Source organism: Mariprofundus aestuarium, from assembly GCF_002795805.1.
Classification (GTDB): domain Bacteria; phylum Pseudomonadota; class Zetaproteobacteria; order Mariprofundales; family Mariprofundaceae; genus Mariprofundus; species Mariprofundus aestuarium.
In genome coordinates this window covers 898,934-915,893 of the sequence record NZ_CP018799.1, presented here as the reverse complement: position 1 = coordinate 915,893, position 16,960 = coordinate 898,934, and the positions used below count along the sequence as shown (strand labels likewise).

Here is a 16,960-nt window from a genome sequence, read left to right as displayed (position 1 = left end):
CCGCCCTCCAGCAGCAAGTATTATCGACTTAAAACAAATACCTGTACTGCTCTCCTAATGGTCGAGCTGGAACTGCTGAGCCACCATTTTCAATTTATAGCAGAAAACGGAGTAAGCCCCAAATTCAGGCATTAGCTGTTACGTACCAATGCATTAGGCTGGCTCTTGAAACTTAACAACCATTAAGATTTTGTGTTACAATAAATGCTAGAAAAGGGAAAGTTACTAGGAAGGGGCTTTTCATGAACAATTTATTGCGTTTCTTTTGGCCTTTTAATATCAGTTACACAGGCATGGGGGGCGATGAGGTCTATCAAGAGCTTCGAGCCATCTGTATTGCAGGTGCGTTCTGGCCGGTCAGCATGGGTACTCTGCTCTTCTATTTCGGGTTAGCCCTGACAAGCTATCAGCAGCTATTGGGCATACTCCTGATCTTGCCTGCAGGAGGCTTGGGCATGTATGCCGCTGGGCGGGTTGTTCTGCGCCGCGACTTTCGTCCGATCCGGCTCTTTTTAGAAACAGACTCTGACCAGCTTGATGCCGATATCGTCATAGAGGCAACAATTCAGGCAAAGAATTTTCAGATCTATTCAGTTCGGCGCATCCTCCTATATCAAGCACCGGCATTTGCCGTGGCTTTCTCGCTGATGACACTCATCGGCAACCTCTTCATGGGTTTTGGCGTAGAACTGTGGCAAGCACTCGTCGCCCTTATGGTTGCTCTCATGATGGGCATCGCACACGCCATCTTCGAATACTATGCCGTCGGCGGGCTCATGTTCCACATCGTCTCTCTGGCTCATGAACAGTGTGGTGAACTTTCGCCCGAACAGCGCAAACGCATTATTCCGCTCAATATGCGGCGCAAGCTGCTGTTTGTATCAACTTTTGTTGTGCTGCCTCCGATGATTATTCTGGGCACCACCATGCTCATCGATATTCGCCACTTCCTGCTGCAACTCGGATACGAGGACGCGCTTGGCTTTATCCCCGGCATGGTCGGCTGGATGCTGCTGATTGTGGCCGTGGGCTTCCTTATGTCGCTGATGATCTTCCTGCGCATGGCAGATGAGGCCGGTGACTCGGTCTCCGAACTCTCCGATGCCATGACCAAAGTTGAGGAGGGCAACCTCAACATCACCTTGCTGGAGAGGACAAGTGATGAGTTTTCCGACATCTACAGGCGCTTTAACAGGATGGTAAAGGAGTTGATGGAGCGTGAACGACTGCGTGATGCGTTCGGACGCTACATGGCAAAAGAGCTGGCAGATGATGTCATGCAAAACGGTACCAGCTTCGACAGCAAGGAGGTCCATGCCAGCGTCCTGTTTGCGGACATCCGTGATTTCACTGCCATGTCTGAAAAGATGTCAGCAGAGGAGGTCGTCAGCATACTCAATCAGTACTTCTCTGTTGTTGAACCTACCATCAAGGAGGAAGGCGGCTGGATCAATAAATTTGGTGGCGACAGTCTGCTGGCTGTTTTCGGCGTTCTTACCCCTCAGCCGGATCATATTAATCACGCAGTTCAGGCAGCATTGAAAATGCGGGCTGCGCTGCACGAATTCAACATCACTCAGGAGGACGCGGGAAAACACCCGCTCAGAATCGGCATGGGTATCCACTGCGGAAAAATGGTAGCTGGTAGTGTGGGCAGTCAGGAGCGCATGGAATTCACCGTGATCGGCGACACGGTGAACATGGCCTCACGCATCGAGGGACTGAACAAAAAATGGGGCACGGATATCCTTATCAGTGAAGATGTTGCCAAGGCAACTGAGGGAACAATCACTATAGAAGCAATGCCTGAAACCCATGTGCACGGCAAATCACAACCCATTCAGGTTTTCGCCGTTAAATAGCTCAGGAATATTGCTGATAGCTATTCAAAAATCGTCCCATTGACCCGCTGAACATTAACAATCTCATTCTTACAGGCAAAAAAAGCATCCACAACCATGGGATCAAAGTGCTCGCCTCGTTCTCTCTGAATCAGGTCAAGCGCGTCCTGTAAAGGCCAGGCTTTTTTGTAGGGTCTCTCCTGCACAAGTGCATCAAACACATCGGTAACCGCAACAATTCTGGCAGTAAGTGGAATCTGCTCCTCCTTCAGCCCTTCGGGGTATCCCTTGCCATTCCACTTTTCATGGTGATACCTGGAGATCTCCTCACTCATCTGGAGTATCTTTGTATCGGAACCTGCCAGTATTGATGCGCCCTTTTCCGGGTGGGATTGAATGATTTTCCACTCTTCTGCATCGAGTTTTCCTTTCTTGTTCAGTATCCCATCCGGGATACTCACCTTGCCAACGTCATGCATGGCTGATGCATGAAAGATGTTATCCTGCTCCTCCTCAGAAAAACCAAGCTGGCGTGCAATGATCTTGGATGAATGTCTGATTCTCTGAATATGCTGGAATGTGTCTTCGTCCTTATATTCAGCGGCAAGTCCCAGACGGACCAGCGTTTCCAGGTAGGCTCTCTTCAGCGACCCCTGAAGGCGTTTACTGACGATGTTTGCAGATGCAATAGATGAAAAACCCTTGGCAATACCGATATTTAGTTCATGGAATATCTTGTCCCTTGGATTCAAAATTTCGAGTGTTCCGATCACACCTTCAGCGGGGTGACGCAATGGAACAGCAAGGATTGCTTCGGTTCTGAATCCAGTCTTCTTATCAACGGCTGAATTGAACCGGTATGGAACACCTTCTGGCAGGTTGTATGGATCATTGATATGAAGCATTTCTCCTGTAAGCGCGACATAGCCGGCAATGCTGTCTTTACGGAGAGGAATCCTGTGATGACTTCCAATAAGTTGGCTGATGTCAATTTCATCATTCTGAAGTGTCATGAATTGCAGGTGGTCGCCATCAATCAATGCGATGCTGCCAGCCGATGCATTAAATATTTTCCTTGCATGAAACAGAACCTTTTCAATGAACTGCTTATGGTCCGTTTCCACCTCAATATCGAGCGCTGCTGAAAAAAGAAAATTCAGTGCGGTTTTTGCATCATCTCCACTCATTGAGTCAAACATAGCCCCTCTTCCTTCCATACCTTTGGAATCTATAGCTTACATATCAAAATTTATCAACCTTTCAGCTTCAGCCAAGAGAACCTCTGGAAAAAGCCCCATAGACCAGATCATATTTTTAATAACAGTAGGATTACCACCCGGGTCACACCTATCTGTTTATGTGCGAACAAACCCCATCCATATCTCGCCTAAAGCTCTACGAAATAGGTTTCCCACGCAGCGGTTAGACTCGCTTCGGTCAACTCCGGCTGATAACAGTGGTAGTGCGCATCATCAATGATGTGATCGATCAAATCGCGCGGATGGCAGGCATTCAATGGTCTTCCTGAGCGACGGTAAAAGCGCTCCATCAGGAAATCGACCATCTCCTTTCGGTATTCGACCTCATTGGATTCGCATACCGCCCGAAAAATCCGTTCGAACTCATCCTCACTCGGGTGATCAATTTTGATCTTATAGCGGATACGGCGCAGGAATGCCTCGTCCACCAGTTTCTTCGGTTCAAGATTGGTGGAGAAGATCACCAGCTGATCGAACGGAATTTCAAATTTCATGCCGCTCTGCAGCGAGAGAAAATCAGTGTGACGTTCAAGCGGTACAATCCAGCGATTGAGAAGATCCTGAGGATCCATCTGCTGGCGGCCGAAATCGTCAATAATGAAGATGCCATTATTGGCCTTCATCTGCAGCGGCGCCTGATAAAAGCGGGAGATATCATTGAACTCAAGATCAAGCATGCCGAGATCGAGTTCGCCTCCGGCCATCACAATCGGCCTCTTGATCTCAAGCCAGCGGGAATCGGGAAGATCGCGTTTGATCAGTTCGTTTTCGGCCGCAACCGAACCCTCCTGATTCACGGCCTCATGGGTCACCGGATCGTAAAGCATGATCACATCATCATCGACCAGCACTGCATAAGGGATATAGACTGTCTCCGGCATCACCCTGGCAATGGTTTCGGCGATAGCCGTTTTACCGTTTCCCGGAGGACCGTAGAGAAACAGTGCGCGACCTGAGCTGATCGCGGGACCAAGACGGGTTAGCAGCTCACCACCAACGATCAGGTGTGAAAAGGCCTCCAGCACAGATGACTCCTTCACCAGAATGTTTTTGACCGTCTGCACCTCAATCATGCGACGATAAGCATGCAGCGGCACAGGGGCAGGTCCGACATAACGTGAAATTCCAATCAACTCCTGCGCACGGGCTTTACCGCGATCGGTCAGAATATAACGATAGGACATTCGGCCAAACCCCGATGAGCCGGATGACCCCTTCACCTCGACCATATGGTTGCGCTGGATCTCCTCCAGTACCTCATCGATGATCGGCGTCGGCAGTTTCACTCTTTCGACCACATCATGCAGTGTGAACTCGCCAAGGGTAAAGAGGTGCTTGGTCACCAGATCGATGATAAAAGAGAGGCGGAGGCCCGTCTCTTCGACCGACTGCGGCGAGAGTGGCTTGCGATGGAAGAATGAACCCAGTTGATCTTCGCTTAAAAATCCGAGTGCGACAAGATTAGTACCGAGGCGTCCACCGTGCAGTCGCTGGCGCTCGAGCGCCTGTTTCAGCTGGTCGTCGGTAAGTAGATGTTTGTCCTTGAGTTGATCACCAAGAAGCCTTTCCATAAACACCTCCGGAACAAGAGCGGCAACCGGACAGCATTTTCATCGATGCACAAATAAGCCGAACGGCACAGTCAAACATAACGTGAACTACTACCAGTATAGTGCACTGCTCCCCCACTCTCAAACTGGATATAATTCTGAATGGGGCAGCTCTACTGTTATGCGATCCACCTGGTTCACAGCAGCTCGCTTCTTCGGAGCTCAACCGCCCTGCAAATCGCCTACAGCTCTACGAAGTAGGTTTTCCATGCCGTGGTCAGGTTCGCTTCCGTCAACCTCGGCTCATAACAGTGATAATCCGCATCGTCGATAATATGACTGATCAGATCGCGAGGATGACAGGCATTCAGGGGCCTTCCCGAAAGACGATAGAAATTCTCCAACAGGAACGTGACCATCTCCTGCCGATACTCAATACCATTGAGCTCGCACACACCCCTGAAAATCTGTTCAAACTCATGCTCGGCCGGGTGATCGACCTTGATCTTGTAGCGAATACGACGCAAAAACGCTTCATCCACCAGCTTCTTAGGCTCAATATTGGTAGCGAACACCACCAGCTGATCAAAAGGAATCTCGAACTTTATACCGCTCTGTAGCGAGAGAAAATCAGTGTGCCGTTCGAGCGGTACAATCCAGCGATTGAGCAGGTCCTGCGGATCCATCCGCTGGCGACCGAAATCGTCAACGATGAAGATGCCGTTATTGGCCTTCATCTGTAACGGAGCCTGATAGAAATGGGTGATTGGATTAAACTCAAGATCAAGCATGTCGAGATCAAGTTCGCCTCCGGTCATCACAATCGGGCGTTCAATCTCCAGCCAGCGGGTATCGGGAAAAGCGTGCTTAATCAGCTCATTCTCTTCACTGTACGAATCCTCCTTATCTACGGCCACATGGGTTACCGGGTCGTAAAGTATGATCACATCGTCATCGACCAGCACCGCATAGGGAATGTAGACCCGATCCGGCATCATGCGCGCAATCGTTTCGGCAATCGAAGTTTTTCCATTACCGGGAGGGCCGTAGAGGAACAGTGCACAGCCTGAATTCACTGCCGGGCCAAGTTGGGCCAGCATATCACTGGTAAGAATCATGTGGGAAAATGCACCCTCCACATCAGACTCTTTCACCTTGATATTTTTAACCGGCTGCAGCTCAATCATCCGGCGATAGGCCTCAAGCGACACAGGAGCGGGACCGATATAATGTGATATTTCGATTAACCCCTTTGCGCGACTGGTACCGAGATCGGTCATCACATAATGATTGGAGAGCCTGCCAAGCCCGGATGAGCCCTTTACCTCGATCAACTTATTGTGCTGAATCTCCTCGAGAACCCCATCGACAATCGTGGTCGGCAACTTCACCCGATCGACCACATCTTCCAGCGTAAACTCTTCCAGCGTGTAGATATGTTTGATTACCAGATCAACAATAAATGAGTGTCTTAGCCCCGTCTCTTCGATCGATTTCGGCGCTTTCGGCCAGCGACTTAAGACTCTGTTAAGTTGTGGTTGGCCCTTGAGTTGCTCAAAAGGAAAGGTCTCCATAATATATTCCTCCTATGAGCAGTAGCCGAACGGCACTCTCAAAAAAGAGCTGCCTACTATCAGTATAGCTCACCCACCCCCCACCCTCAAACTGCAATAAATATAGGGAGAGAGAGCTAAATTGGGCCTGTTACCAGGGAAGTTTCATCTGGAGGTGGAAAACGGAATAACAGATCAGAGGCGGAAGCGTACCCTGGCGTTGCGCGTGGTTTGGGCGGCTAGTTCGGCAAGTTTTAGACCGCGCACCTCGGCGATGCACTCACCGACATGGCGAACATAAGCAGGCTCGTTGCGTTTACCGCGAAATGGCATGGGAGCCAGATACGGCGAATCAGTCTCCACCAGTAGCAGGTCATCTGGAACTTGGGCCGCAACAGCTCGCAGTTCATCGTTGCGCTTGAAGGTGACATTGCCGGAAAAGGAGATCGACATGCCCATGTCGATGGCGGCATTGGCAGTTGCCACATCCGCTGAAAAGCAGTGCATGACACCACCGCATTCGGAGATATTCTCTTCGCGCAGAACGCGTATGGTCTCCGCATCGGCATCGCGATTATGCACAATTACCGGTTTATTCAGCACCCTAGCAGCACGGATATGGGTGCGAAAACGCTGCTCCTGAACCTCGGGATCCACATGGTGGCGAAAGAAGTCCATGCCGGTTTCACCAATCGCTACACAGCGCGGATGATCGGCCAGCTGACACAGCATTTCGACAGTAGGCTCCACATCCACCTCGTGGTTGGGGTGAATGCCAACACTGAACCAGACATTATCCCGCTCTTCGGCCAAAGCTCTCAAACTTGCGATATGATCGAAATCAACAGCCACCACGATGCAGCCTTCGACACCCGCTGCCGCCATGCGTTCAAACATGGCATCGCGATCATCGTCGAAATGTGAAAAATCGACATGGCAGTGGGTATCAAAAAGGCTGATCAGATCAGTCATGCATGATCGCTTTCAGATGACTCAGCTTCACATGGTGTACATCGAGGGTGTGCAGATCCTGCAGCACCTCAACAGCATCACCATCCGGCTCCCCCAGCTCGGAGACAACCAGATCGGCGCCACTGAAATCGTGGTCGCGGGTATAATCGTTCACCGTCACGACGCATTTCAATCCGGCTGCATGGGCTGATCTCCAGCCGTTCTCGGAATCTTCGAGTGCCAGTGTGTTCTCAGGGCTTACGCCAAGCTGTTCCATGGCATAGTTATAGATATCAGGTGCCGGCTTCTTGGCCGGCACAATGTCGCCCGCCGCAAGGACCGCAAAACGGTCGAACCACTCAGGCCCGAGTGAGTGTTCAATCAGTGCATCCAGTGCTGAAGGTGTTGTGGTGGTGGAGACACCCAATGTAATACCCGCCTCATAGGCCTCTTCCAGCAGACGACGCACACCCGGACGCAGCGGAATACGACCCTCGGCAATCAGTGTTTCGTAATGTGCGGTTTTGCGCGCATGCAGGCCGGCAATCTCATCATAGGGCATCTCGTGCATATCGCCGCGATCAATATCAAAGCGGATGCGCTCCTTACCGCCAGTTACCGCAAGCAGTTCGCCATAGGTCGGCACATCCCATTCGCGCTTATGCCCTGCCTCGCCAAAAGCCATATTGAAGGCTACGCGATGCCCGTCACGCTCGGTATCTGCCAGTGTTCCATCAACATCCCACAGGATGCATTTCAGTTCAGCCATCTTCTCGCTCCTCTTGTCAGAGTATCCCCAGAGACAGACCGATAAAGTATATCTCTTGGAAGAATCTTCCAGCCCGCTAACATCGCTGCCATGAGCAATATTCAAATGCCGGAAATCATCCCTAAGACTGAGGCAGAAACAGTTGAACCTCAACTGCAACGTCCCCCTATGTTTCGTGTGGTTATGCTCAATGACGATTTTACCCCGATGGAGTTTGTGGTTGATATTATGATCCGCTTCTTCCATAAATCGGAAGAGATGGCCAACACCCTAATGTTGCAGATCCACCATCAGGGCAGTGCCGTATGTGGTGTGTTTCCACGCGATATTGCGGAAACCAAGATCCACCAGGTTGAAACAGCCAGCCGTACTGCAGGGCATCCTCTACGTTGCCTGACGGAACGGGAGCCGGACGAATAACTCCGTGCTATACTAATATTACGGCTGTTTCGATTTAGCTGATCAAATTGGCACCGATATTGCAGTAACAAGAGTGCAGCAACAGGTGATGCCGACAGTGGGATCGTAAAATGGATCAAGGATGTGACCATGGGAATACTGAGTGAAGAGCTGGAAGAGACACTGAACGAAACATTCCATCATGCACATATTCGAAGGAATGAGTTCGTCACTGTCGAACACCTTCTTCTCGGCCTGCTGGATAATCCGAACGCGCTGGGCGTGCTGCTCGGTTGCCGTGCTGACATTGAAAAACTACGGCTGGAACTGGCTACCTTCATTCAGGATAACATAGCCACCCTTCCTGTTGATAGCGGTGAAACCACCGCCAGCATCGGCCTTCAGCGCGTCATTCAGCGCGCCGTGATGCATGTACAGGCATCTGGCAAACGCGAAGTGACCGGTGGACACGTACTGGTTGCCATTTTCTCTGAGAAAGATTCGCACGCTGTTCATTATCTCAACCGTATGGGCATCACCCGTCTGGATGTCGTCAGTTTCATGGCCCACGGGGCGTTCAGCGATGAGTCCCGCGAGGGAGAGCCGGGCACTGAGGCACCGGCTATTGAGCATGAACAGGCCGAACCCAATGCTTCCCCCCTACAGCGTTACTGCATCAACCTTTCAAAACGGGCTCAGGAAGGAAAAATCGACCCTCTGATCGGTCGCAAAGTAGAGCTCGGCCGCTGCGTACAGATTCTCTGCCGGCGACGCAAAAACAATCCCCTTCTGGTCGGCGAGGCTGGTGTCGGAAAAACGGCCATTGCCGAAGGTCTGGCGCTGAGAATTGAAGCCGGTGAAACATCAGATGTGATTCGCAATGCCACAATCTATGCACTGGATATGGGCGCGCTGCTTGCCGGCACCAAATACCGTGGTGATTTCGAGGAGCGGCTGAAGGCTGTACTCAGCGCGCTTGAACGTGAGGATCACGCCATCCTCTTTATCGATGAGATTCACACCATTATCGGTGCTGGTGCTGCCAGCGGCGGCACCATGGATGCGTCCAACCTTCTAAAGCCAGCACTGGCCAATGGTGAATTGCGCTGTATCGGCGCCACCACCTATCAGGAGTTCCGCAACCTCTTTGAGAAAGACCGGGCGCTGGCCCGTCGTTTTCAGAAAATTGATATTCCTGAACCAAGTGTTGGAGAAACCATTGAAATTCTTAAAGGATTAAAATCACGGCTTGAGGAGCACCACAGCGTGCGCTACAGCCAGGCTGCCATTGAGCAGGCCGCCAAACTTGCCAAGCGCCACCTGAGCGAGCGTCAGCTTCCCGACTCCGCTATTGATGTGCTCGATGAAGCCGGAGCAGCCATGCGTGTGCGTCCCGAGGAGAAACGGCGCAAACAGATCAATGTGCATGATATCGAATCGATGATCGCATCGATTGCCCGCATCCCGCAACAGCAGGTCTCTTCCTCGGATAAAAAACGGCTGGCCAACCTCGACCGTGACCTGAAACTGTCTGTATTCGGTCAGGACAAGGCAATCGATATGCTCTCCGCCAGTATCAAACTCTCGCGTGCCGGACTGTCGCACCCTGAGAAGCCGATCGGCTCGTTCCTGTTCAGCGGTCCGACCGGTGTCGGTAAAACCGAGGTGGCACGTCAGCTTGCCCGTATCATGGGTGTAGAGCTGATCCGTTTTGATATGTCTGAATACATGGAATCACATACGGTATCCCGCCTTATTGGTGCACCTCCGGGCTATGTCGGTTTTGACCAGGGTGGCCTGCTTACCGAAGCGATCAGTAAAAACCCGCATGCCGTACTGCTGCTTGATGAGATCGAGAAAGCACATCCAGATCTTTTCAACCTGCTGCTGCAGGTGATGGATCACGGCACACTGACTGACAATAATGGTCGCAAGGCTGATTTCCGCCATGTCGTACTGATCATGACCAGCAATGCAGGCGCATTTGAGATGCAGCAGGGCAGCATCGGCTTCAACCCTGAACCACAACAAGGTAAGGATGAGGCGGCGATCAAACGTATCTTCACGCCAGAATTCCGTAACCGACTGGACTCCATCATCGGCTTCGCCCCACTCGGCGAGGAGATCATCCTGCATGTAGTAGACAAAATGCTGATTGAACTGGAGATGCAGCTTCAGGAGCGAAAGGTTGAGATTGTGGTTTCTGATAGCGCCAAACGCTGGCTTGCTCACAATGGCCACGACCCAATGATGGGAGCACGCCCAATGGCGCGTCTGATTCAGGAGAAGATCAAGAAGCCTCTGGCCGATGCGATCCTGTTTGGTGCCCTGCAAAAGGGTGGTGTTGCTGTCATTGATTGCGAGGATGATAAGCTGGTGGTTCGTCAGCAGGAGTCTGAGACTGCATGAGCAAAGAGAAACCAGCCTCCCCGCCTGAGCAGAGTTGGGGGCGCAAACCGGCAAAAGGTACACCAGCAAAAAATTACACGGATGATTTCAAGCATACAGGCCGTGAACCCATTGAGATCAGCATGCAGCCGATCGGCGTGGTGCATAGCAGTTATCGCGAACGTTTTGCCGTACCGCGCCAGCCCTCTCTGGATGATGCTCAGGAAGCCACGATTGAGCTTGTAACCGGACTGAATCTGGATCTGGCCGTGAAGGACCTTGATGGTTTCTCGCATATCTGGGTGATCTACTGGATGCACCTGAATCAGGGCTGGAACACCATGGTCACACCGCCGCGCGGCCCGAAAGTCAAACGAGGCCTGTTTGCCACCCGCGCCCCCCACCGCCCCAACAGTATTGGTCTTTCGGCTGTGCGTCTCATCAAGGTAGAGGGCCGCACCCTGCACATTCAGGGCCACGACATGCTTGATGGAACACCCGTACTCGATATCAAGCCCTACCTCCCTTATGCCGATGCTTTCCCCGATGCCAGCAGTGGCTGGGTGGGTGAAACCGGCGTAGCCGAGATGAAGGAATCGATCAACACAGGCAGTTAAGGCCTTTTAAAACCTGTTCGCGGTTGCCTCGTGTTTGGATAGCATATGAGCAAGATATATTCAGGAGAGTTGGCGATGAGTGACAAAACGGACAAAGGTCTGGAATCCAGTCCCGACAATCTCAGTGCTGATGACACCTTCACCTGGTCGACGCCATATGCCAGTGAAACATCGCTGCAGGGTGTGGCTATCGATTTTGATGACACGGAAGAATCAGCTTCTGAAAACCCGCATGATACTGCTGATGATTCAGACATCTCACCTCAACCGCCCCTGGATCTTGGCACTCCTGCGCACAACGAACCGGAACCCGAATTCGAAAAAGTAACTGCCTCCGAACCGGAGGCAGAAGTCCCCGGCAAAGGAGGGAGCAGCACACTCGCTACTGTTCTTTCCATCGCAGCCATCCTGCTCTCCTCGGCAGCCATCCTGCTCAATTTTTCAGATTCAGGCTCATCCACGTGGAAGCAGGAGAAGGTGGCGCTGGAGATGCAGGCGGAGCTGAACGAGCAACGTCACCTTGAACTCAAGCAGCAACTTGAACGGCGCATAACCGCACTGGAAGCCAGGCAGGAGTTTCTCGGTGATTCGCTTCAGATGCAGGCCAGCCGCATCGACTCAAAATTTGGCATGGCGACCGCACCCGTGACTGCCGATACCCCTGTCGAAAAACCTGAAACTTCAGCGCCAGTAGCAGCCAGTGAGCCTACGGGCTGGGCGGTAAACCTGATGTCGATGGATGATAAAGAGGCGGCGACCCAGGAGAAGACACGCCTAAATGCACTCGGTGTTCCGGCTGAGATAAGCCCCTTTTACATCGATAAAACACTGAAGTACCGCATCCGTATCAGCGGCTTTTCCGATCAGGCAGCGGCGGAAACCTATAAAGAGAAGCTGGACTCACAGTATGGCATCAAAGATGCTTGGGTGTATAAACCATAATCAATCTTCGCCCACTACAGAAACAGGGGTCGCTTCAGTCATTTGCTAGAGTCCGGTTTGGCAGAACATTCGTTATTTTTCACGGAAATGCGGAATTCATCAACGTTTCCTGTAGTGCAATGTGAAACATTTCACTCATGTTTAGTGGTTAATCACCGATAGTAACTATAGGATAAAACATCGTTAATTAAGGGGTGGGAAGCTGAAAAACACCGAGCCCAAAAAACTCAGGGTCAAATGGTTTAACAGACTGAACACACGCTTTCAGCTAACACTGATAGTGTTGCTTCTGGCTACATTTGCAGTCAGCCAGTACCTGCTGTTCACTGAACAGCAGGAGTCGATTTATCAGGAGGAGGTAGAGCGCGCCTCTTTCATGGCTGATGGCCTCTCCAACAGCCTGCAAACGCTGATGCTCTCCGGCAACGCCTCTTATGCCATCGACTGGCTTGACCGCATCTCCGAAAGCCCGGAGCTACTCACCGTACAGGTGCTTCGCAAGGACCAGACAGAAGCATTTCTGGATGGTCAAACCCTGAATAACGTCAATGCCCACCTGGAGAGTGAGCTTTTCAGTCGCCCCCTGAGATCCCCACGCAAGGTTACTGATATTGACGCCACGTCATTTGCCAAGGTTGTGAATGGTCAACAGTTCAATGAGCTGAATGAGGCAACTGGAGAGCTCACCTTCCTGCTACCGATCAACGCAGGTGACGAGTGCATGAGTTGCCACGGATATGACGCTTCAAAGGTTCGCGGAGTGCTGCGAATCACCACCTCCGTAGCCCATGCTCAGGAGCGTATCGAACAGGCGCGCTCAGATACAATTTTCTACGGGCTCTCCGTCGCATTTGTGATCGGCCTGCTGCTCTCCCTCTTCATTCGCAGACAGATTCTAGGTCCGCTCGAGCACCTTACAGAGGCGGCAACTGATATTGCAGAGGGTGACCTGAACACCAGAGTGAACCTGTTAACCCGTACAGAAATTGGAAAACTCGGTGAATCCTTCAACCACATGACCGATGCCCTGAAACGCTCCACCGTGTCGCGTGAATATTTCGAAACCATTATGAGCTCCATGGGTGAAATGCTCTTCGTTACCGATACAGAGTACAAAATCGAGTTCGCCAACCCGGCCGCACTAACAACACTTGGCCATGAACTGGAGGAGCTAACAGGAACCCCTCTGGAAAGCCTGATCAGTGGTGACATTGAACTGACTCCCGAAGAGGAGAAACAGCTAGCCAAGAACGGGGAGATCAAAAGCATTGAACGCGAATTTCTCCATAAGTCGGGCCACAAAATACCTGTGCTGATTACAGTGACCATCATGCAGCAAGGGGAAAACGCGGCCTGCCAGATCGTCCATGCAGGTCGTGATATCACGCGCCAGAAACGCACGGAGCGAGACCTGCGCCTGGCCGCCAAGGTGATGGAGAGTGACTCCAATGCCATCCTAGTCTGTGATGACAAGGCCAATATCGTACTGGTTAATCCGGCCTTCTGCGACATTACCGGCTATAGCCGTGAGGAAGTGATCGGAAATAACCCGCGCATCCTCTCCTCCGGTCGCCAAACGGTAGATTTCTACCGTAAGATGTGGAGCACACTACACAGTGAAGGAATGTGGGCTGGTGAGATCTGGAACAAGCGTAAAAACGGTGAAGTCTATCCCGAATGGCTCTCAATAACCGCAGTACGCAATGATGCAGGTGAAATCAGCAACTTCGTCAGCATCTTTTACGACATCTCCGAGCAGAAAAATATCGAGCAGCGGCTATCCCACATGGCCCACCACGATCAGTTGACCGGGCTACCGAACCGTACCCTCTTCACCGACCGGCTGGAGCATGCACTGGCGCATGCGATCCGCGATAAATATAAGGTCGGGCTGATGTTTATTGATATTGACGGATTCAAGGCGATTAATGATAACTTTGGCCACGATGTCGGTGATGCACTGCTGATTGAAATTGCCAATAGGTTGGGTGAGCTGGTTCGCAGTGCTGACACAGTGGCCCGCGTTGGCGGTGATGAATTTATCATCATTCTTGAAAACCTGATTGATCTCGAAGACATGGTTCAGGTAGCCGATAAAATCCTGAAATGCTTCAGCACACCGACCATGGCTGCTGAGATCGCATGCGACATTGGCTGCAGTATCGGTATCGCCATTGGACCGGATGACAGTCAGAATGCCGATGAACTGGTTAAGAAGGCCGACACGGCGATGTATCTGGCAAAAACCTCTGGCAAGCAGCAGTACCGCATCTATAACCGTGACTGTATCGCAGCTGACTAATAGCCGCGGCAGAGTACAGTGCCAGGCCTCTTCCCCTATCTCCTATCCCTGCGAAACAACCGGATTATTGCGTGAAGCAGCAAATGTACTCAGCATTGAGCTGTGCCGGAACGAAGTGACTGGTTTGATTTTGAAACAGAGGGGCAAAGCAGATGGATACCGTTAACAAACAGTGGCAACAGCAGGTGGTAAGTTGGGAGTACTCATCAGCAGCCACACCCGATCTGAATGATGTGCCGATTCAGCCCTTTCCTGCTTCCTTGCATGAGCAGGGTGAAACGCGCGTCATTGCACTCGATCTTTCCAGAGAACTCGAGACCCCTTACCTGGCCACCGCCCCCAATCTGCTGGCCAGTTACATCCGCATCTGTGCCAATGAGAAGATTGCAACATCGATAGCTGCAACCTCAGAAGTCTACTTTGTCCTACGCGGTGCAGGTCGCACTAAAACTGCAGAAGGTACAATTAACTGGAAACAGGGCGATGCCTTCACCTTGCCATACAATGAGGGGGTCACCCACTACGCTGATGAGGATAGTGCCCTCTACTGGAGTCATGACGCACCACTGCTTCAGTACATGGGTGTTACTCCGAGCAAGCCGATGTTCAAACCTGCTTTTTACTCTAAGGAATATATGTGTGATGCAGTTGAAAAGCTTCGTGAACCTGCCCTGCGTGAGAAACGTAACCGTATCGGCATCATTCTCGGCAACCATGACTCAGCCAAAACCAAAACCATGACCCATACCATGTGGTCACTGTTTAACCTGCTGCCTAAAGGCGAGGTTCAGAAACCGCATCGCCATCAATCCGTCGCACTTGATCTGGCTGTCTTTTCAGGGCCGGACACCTACACGTTGATCGGCCAGAAGGTGGATGAGAATGGCGACATTATTGACCCGGTAAAGGCGATGTGGGCGACCAACACCGTCTTTGTCACACCGCCGGGCTGGTGGCACTCCCACCACAACGAATCGGATCAGGATGCCTTTGTCTTCCCTGTTCAGGATGCCGGGCTGCACACCTATATGCGCACACTGGATATCCAGTTCATCCGCTAAGAAAAGGGACTTATCCCCCTCTAGCTAACTGCTAGAGGGGTTCAGGAAGACTTTTTATAATGAGATCGTGATGCTGCCCGCTGCTGCCACCGCCTTCAGGCGTGCCTCTTCAATGTTTGATCCACGCGCCAGCGCCACTGCCATGCGGCGTTTGCCATGCACCTCAGGTTTGCCGAACAGGCGGATCTGCGTATCAGGGGCAGCCAGAGCCTGTTCAAGGCCGCCAAAACCAACCTGGGTGGAGTCACCATCGACCACAACCGGGCAGGAGGCTGCGGGGCCGTGCTGTTGAATGTTAGGGATCGGCAGACCCAGAATCGCACGTGCATGCAGAGCGAATTCGGAGATATCCTGTGAAATTAACGTTACCAGTCCAGTATCATGCGGGCGCGGTGACACCTCACTGAAGATCGCCTCATCCCCCTTGATGAACAGCTCGACACCGAAAAGTCCATATCCACCCAAAGCATCTGTAACCCTGGTAGCAATATATTGAGATGCTTTAAGTGCGGCATCGGACATGGCCTGTGGCTGCCATGATTCGCGGTAATCGCCATCGACCTGCAGATGTCCAATGGGCAGGCAGAACGATGTGCCATCGCGATGGCGAATAGTCAGCAGGGTGATTTCATAATCAAAGTCGATAAAACCTTCGACAATGACCTTGCCCTTACCCGCTCTCCCCCCTTCCTGGGCATAATCCCAAGCTCTCTGGATATCGGATGATTGACGGATCACCGACTGACCTTTGCCCGAAGAGCTCATGATCGGTTTAACGACACACGGTTTACCTATGCACTCAACAGCCGCCTCGAACTCTTCCTGTGTTGCTGCAAAACGGTAGGGAGAGGTTTTCAGCTCCAGTGTTTCCGCTGCAAGCCTTCGAATACCCTCACGATTCATCGTCAACTGCGTCGCACGGGCTGTAGGAATCACATTGAATCCCTCACCCTCCAGTTCCGCCAGCGTATCGGTAGCAATGGCTTCGACCTCCGGTACAATCAGGTTCGGCTTCTCTGCTTCAATCAGGCTACGCAGGACGACACCATCAAGCATATTCACCACATGTGAGCGGTGAGCCACCTGCATGGCAGGCGCATTGGCATAGCTATCAACAGCAATCACCTCAACACCGAGCCGCTGCAACTCAATAGCAACCTCTTTGCCCAGCTCCCCTGAACCGAGCAACATCACACGTGTTGCCGATGGGGATAGTGGTGTGCCAATCTGAATCTGTTCCATGGAAATCTCCCAAGTGTATCGGAAGCGTAGTTTATCGTTTTGCGGGCAGGAATCTACCTGCTGACCAACAGGGCTATTCCAGGTAA

13 protein-coding genes are annotated in these 16,960 nt (G+C 51.7%); 7 read left to right on the top strand and 6 right to left on the bottom strand.

The genetic code is table 11. The features are described 5' to 3' along the window. The first annotated feature begins 242 nt into the window (after positions 1 to 242). Positions 243 to 1,862 (top strand): adenylate/guanylate cyclase domain-containing protein, encoded by a 1,620-nt coding sequence (locus Ga0123461_RS04550; RefSeq protein ID WP_100277242.1) that lies wholly within the window; start codon positions 243 to 245, stop codon positions 1,860 to 1,862. A 20-nt stretch (positions 1,863 to 1,882) separates the two neighbouring features. On the opposite strand, the gene Ga0123461_RS04545 is transcribed toward Ga0123461_RS04550, so the two are convergent. The 5 genes from Ga0123461_RS04545 to Ga0123461_RS04525 form a co-directional block, all read right to left on the bottom strand. Further along, a complete protein-coding gene (locus Ga0123461_RS04545) occupies positions 1,883 to 3,040 on the bottom strand; it encodes an HD-GYP domain-containing protein (RefSeq protein WP_198507122.1) in 1,158 nt (385 codons plus the stop codon). Between the two features lie 188 nt (positions 3,041 to 3,228). Continuing rightward, entirely contained in the window at positions 3,229 to 4,671 is a 1,443-nt protein-coding gene (locus Ga0123461_RS04540; RefSeq protein ID WP_100277240.1) for a P-loop NTPase family protein, read from the bottom strand. A 221-nt stretch (positions 4,672 to 4,892) separates the two neighbouring features. Beyond that, positions 4,893 to 6,224, bottom strand: coding sequence for a P-loop NTPase family protein (locus Ga0123461_RS04535; protein ID WP_100277239.1), 1,332 nt, complete (start codon positions 6,222 to 6,224; stop codon positions 4,893 to 4,895). A gap of 174 nt (positions 6,225 to 6,398) precedes the next feature. After that, the gene (locus Ga0123461_RS04530; protein ID WP_100277238.1) at positions 6,399 to 7,175 is read right to left on the bottom strand and encodes a TatD family hydrolase; all 777 of its coding nucleotides are present in this window, start codon (positions 7,173 to 7,175) and stop codon (positions 6,399 to 6,401) included. Beyond that, a complete protein-coding gene (locus Ga0123461_RS04525) occupies positions 7,168 to 7,923 on the bottom strand; it encodes an HAD-IA family hydrolase (protein ID WP_100277237.1) in 756 nt (251 codons plus the stop codon). Before Ga0123461_RS04525 ends, Ga0123461_RS04530 begins: the two co-directional genes overlap by 8 nt. A 90-nt stretch (positions 7,924 to 8,013) precedes the next feature. Here Ga0123461_RS04525 and clpS point away from each other — a divergent pair, with 90 nt between their 5' ends. The 6 genes from clpS to Ga0123461_RS04495 all read left to right on the top strand — a co-directional run bounded on the left by clpS (position 8,014) and on the right by Ga0123461_RS04495 (position 15,632). Further along, positions 8,014 to 8,343 (top strand): ATP-dependent Clp protease adapter ClpS, encoded by a 330-nt coding sequence (gene clpS / locus Ga0123461_RS04520; RefSeq protein WP_198507121.1) that lies wholly within the window; start codon positions 8,014 to 8,016, stop codon positions 8,341 to 8,343. A gap of 129 nt (positions 8,344 to 8,472) precedes the next feature. Continuing rightward, complete coding sequence (gene clpA / locus Ga0123461_RS04515) at positions 8,473 to 10,731, top strand: ATP-dependent Clp protease ATP-binding subunit ClpA (protein ID WP_100277236.1); 2,259 nt, start codon at positions 8,473 to 8,475, stop codon at positions 10,729 to 10,731. Further along, positions 10,728 to 11,327: a tRNA (N6-threonylcarbamoyladenosine(37)-N6)-methyltransferase TrmO gene (tsaA, locus tag Ga0123461_RS04510; RefSeq protein ID WP_100277235.1), complete on the top strand. Its 600-nt coding sequence runs from the start codon at positions 10,728 to 10,730 to the stop codon at positions 11,325 to 11,327. The genes clpA and tsaA overlap by 4 nt, the downstream gene beginning before the upstream one ends. A 75-nt stretch (positions 11,328 to 11,402) precedes the next feature. Then, on the top strand, positions 11,403 to 12,269 hold the full coding sequence (locus tag Ga0123461_RS04505) for an SPOR domain-containing protein (protein WP_157819224.1): 867 nt from the start codon (positions 11,403 to 11,405) through the stop codon (positions 12,267 to 12,269). Between the two features lie 283 nt (positions 12,270 to 12,552). Further along, a complete protein-coding gene (locus Ga0123461_RS04500) occupies positions 12,553 to 14,571 on the top strand; it encodes a diguanylate cyclase domain-containing protein (protein ID WP_157819223.1) in 2,019 nt (672 codons plus the stop codon). A 152-nt stretch (positions 14,572 to 14,723) separates the two neighbouring features. Then, positions 14,724 to 15,632, top strand: coding sequence for a cupin domain-containing protein (locus Ga0123461_RS04495; protein ID WP_100277232.1), 909 nt, complete (start codon positions 14,724 to 14,726; stop codon positions 15,630 to 15,632). A gap of 54 nt (positions 15,633 to 15,686) precedes the next feature. Here the strand turns inward: Ga0123461_RS04495 and purT are convergent, their stop codons facing one another. After that, the gene (purT, locus tag Ga0123461_RS04490) at positions 15,687 to 16,874 is read right to left on the bottom strand and encodes a formate-dependent phosphoribosylglycinamide formyltransferase (RefSeq protein ID WP_100277231.1); all 1,188 of its coding nucleotides are present in this window, start codon (positions 16,872 to 16,874) and stop codon (positions 15,687 to 15,689) included. Positions 16,875 to 16,960: the final 86 nt, after the last annotated feature.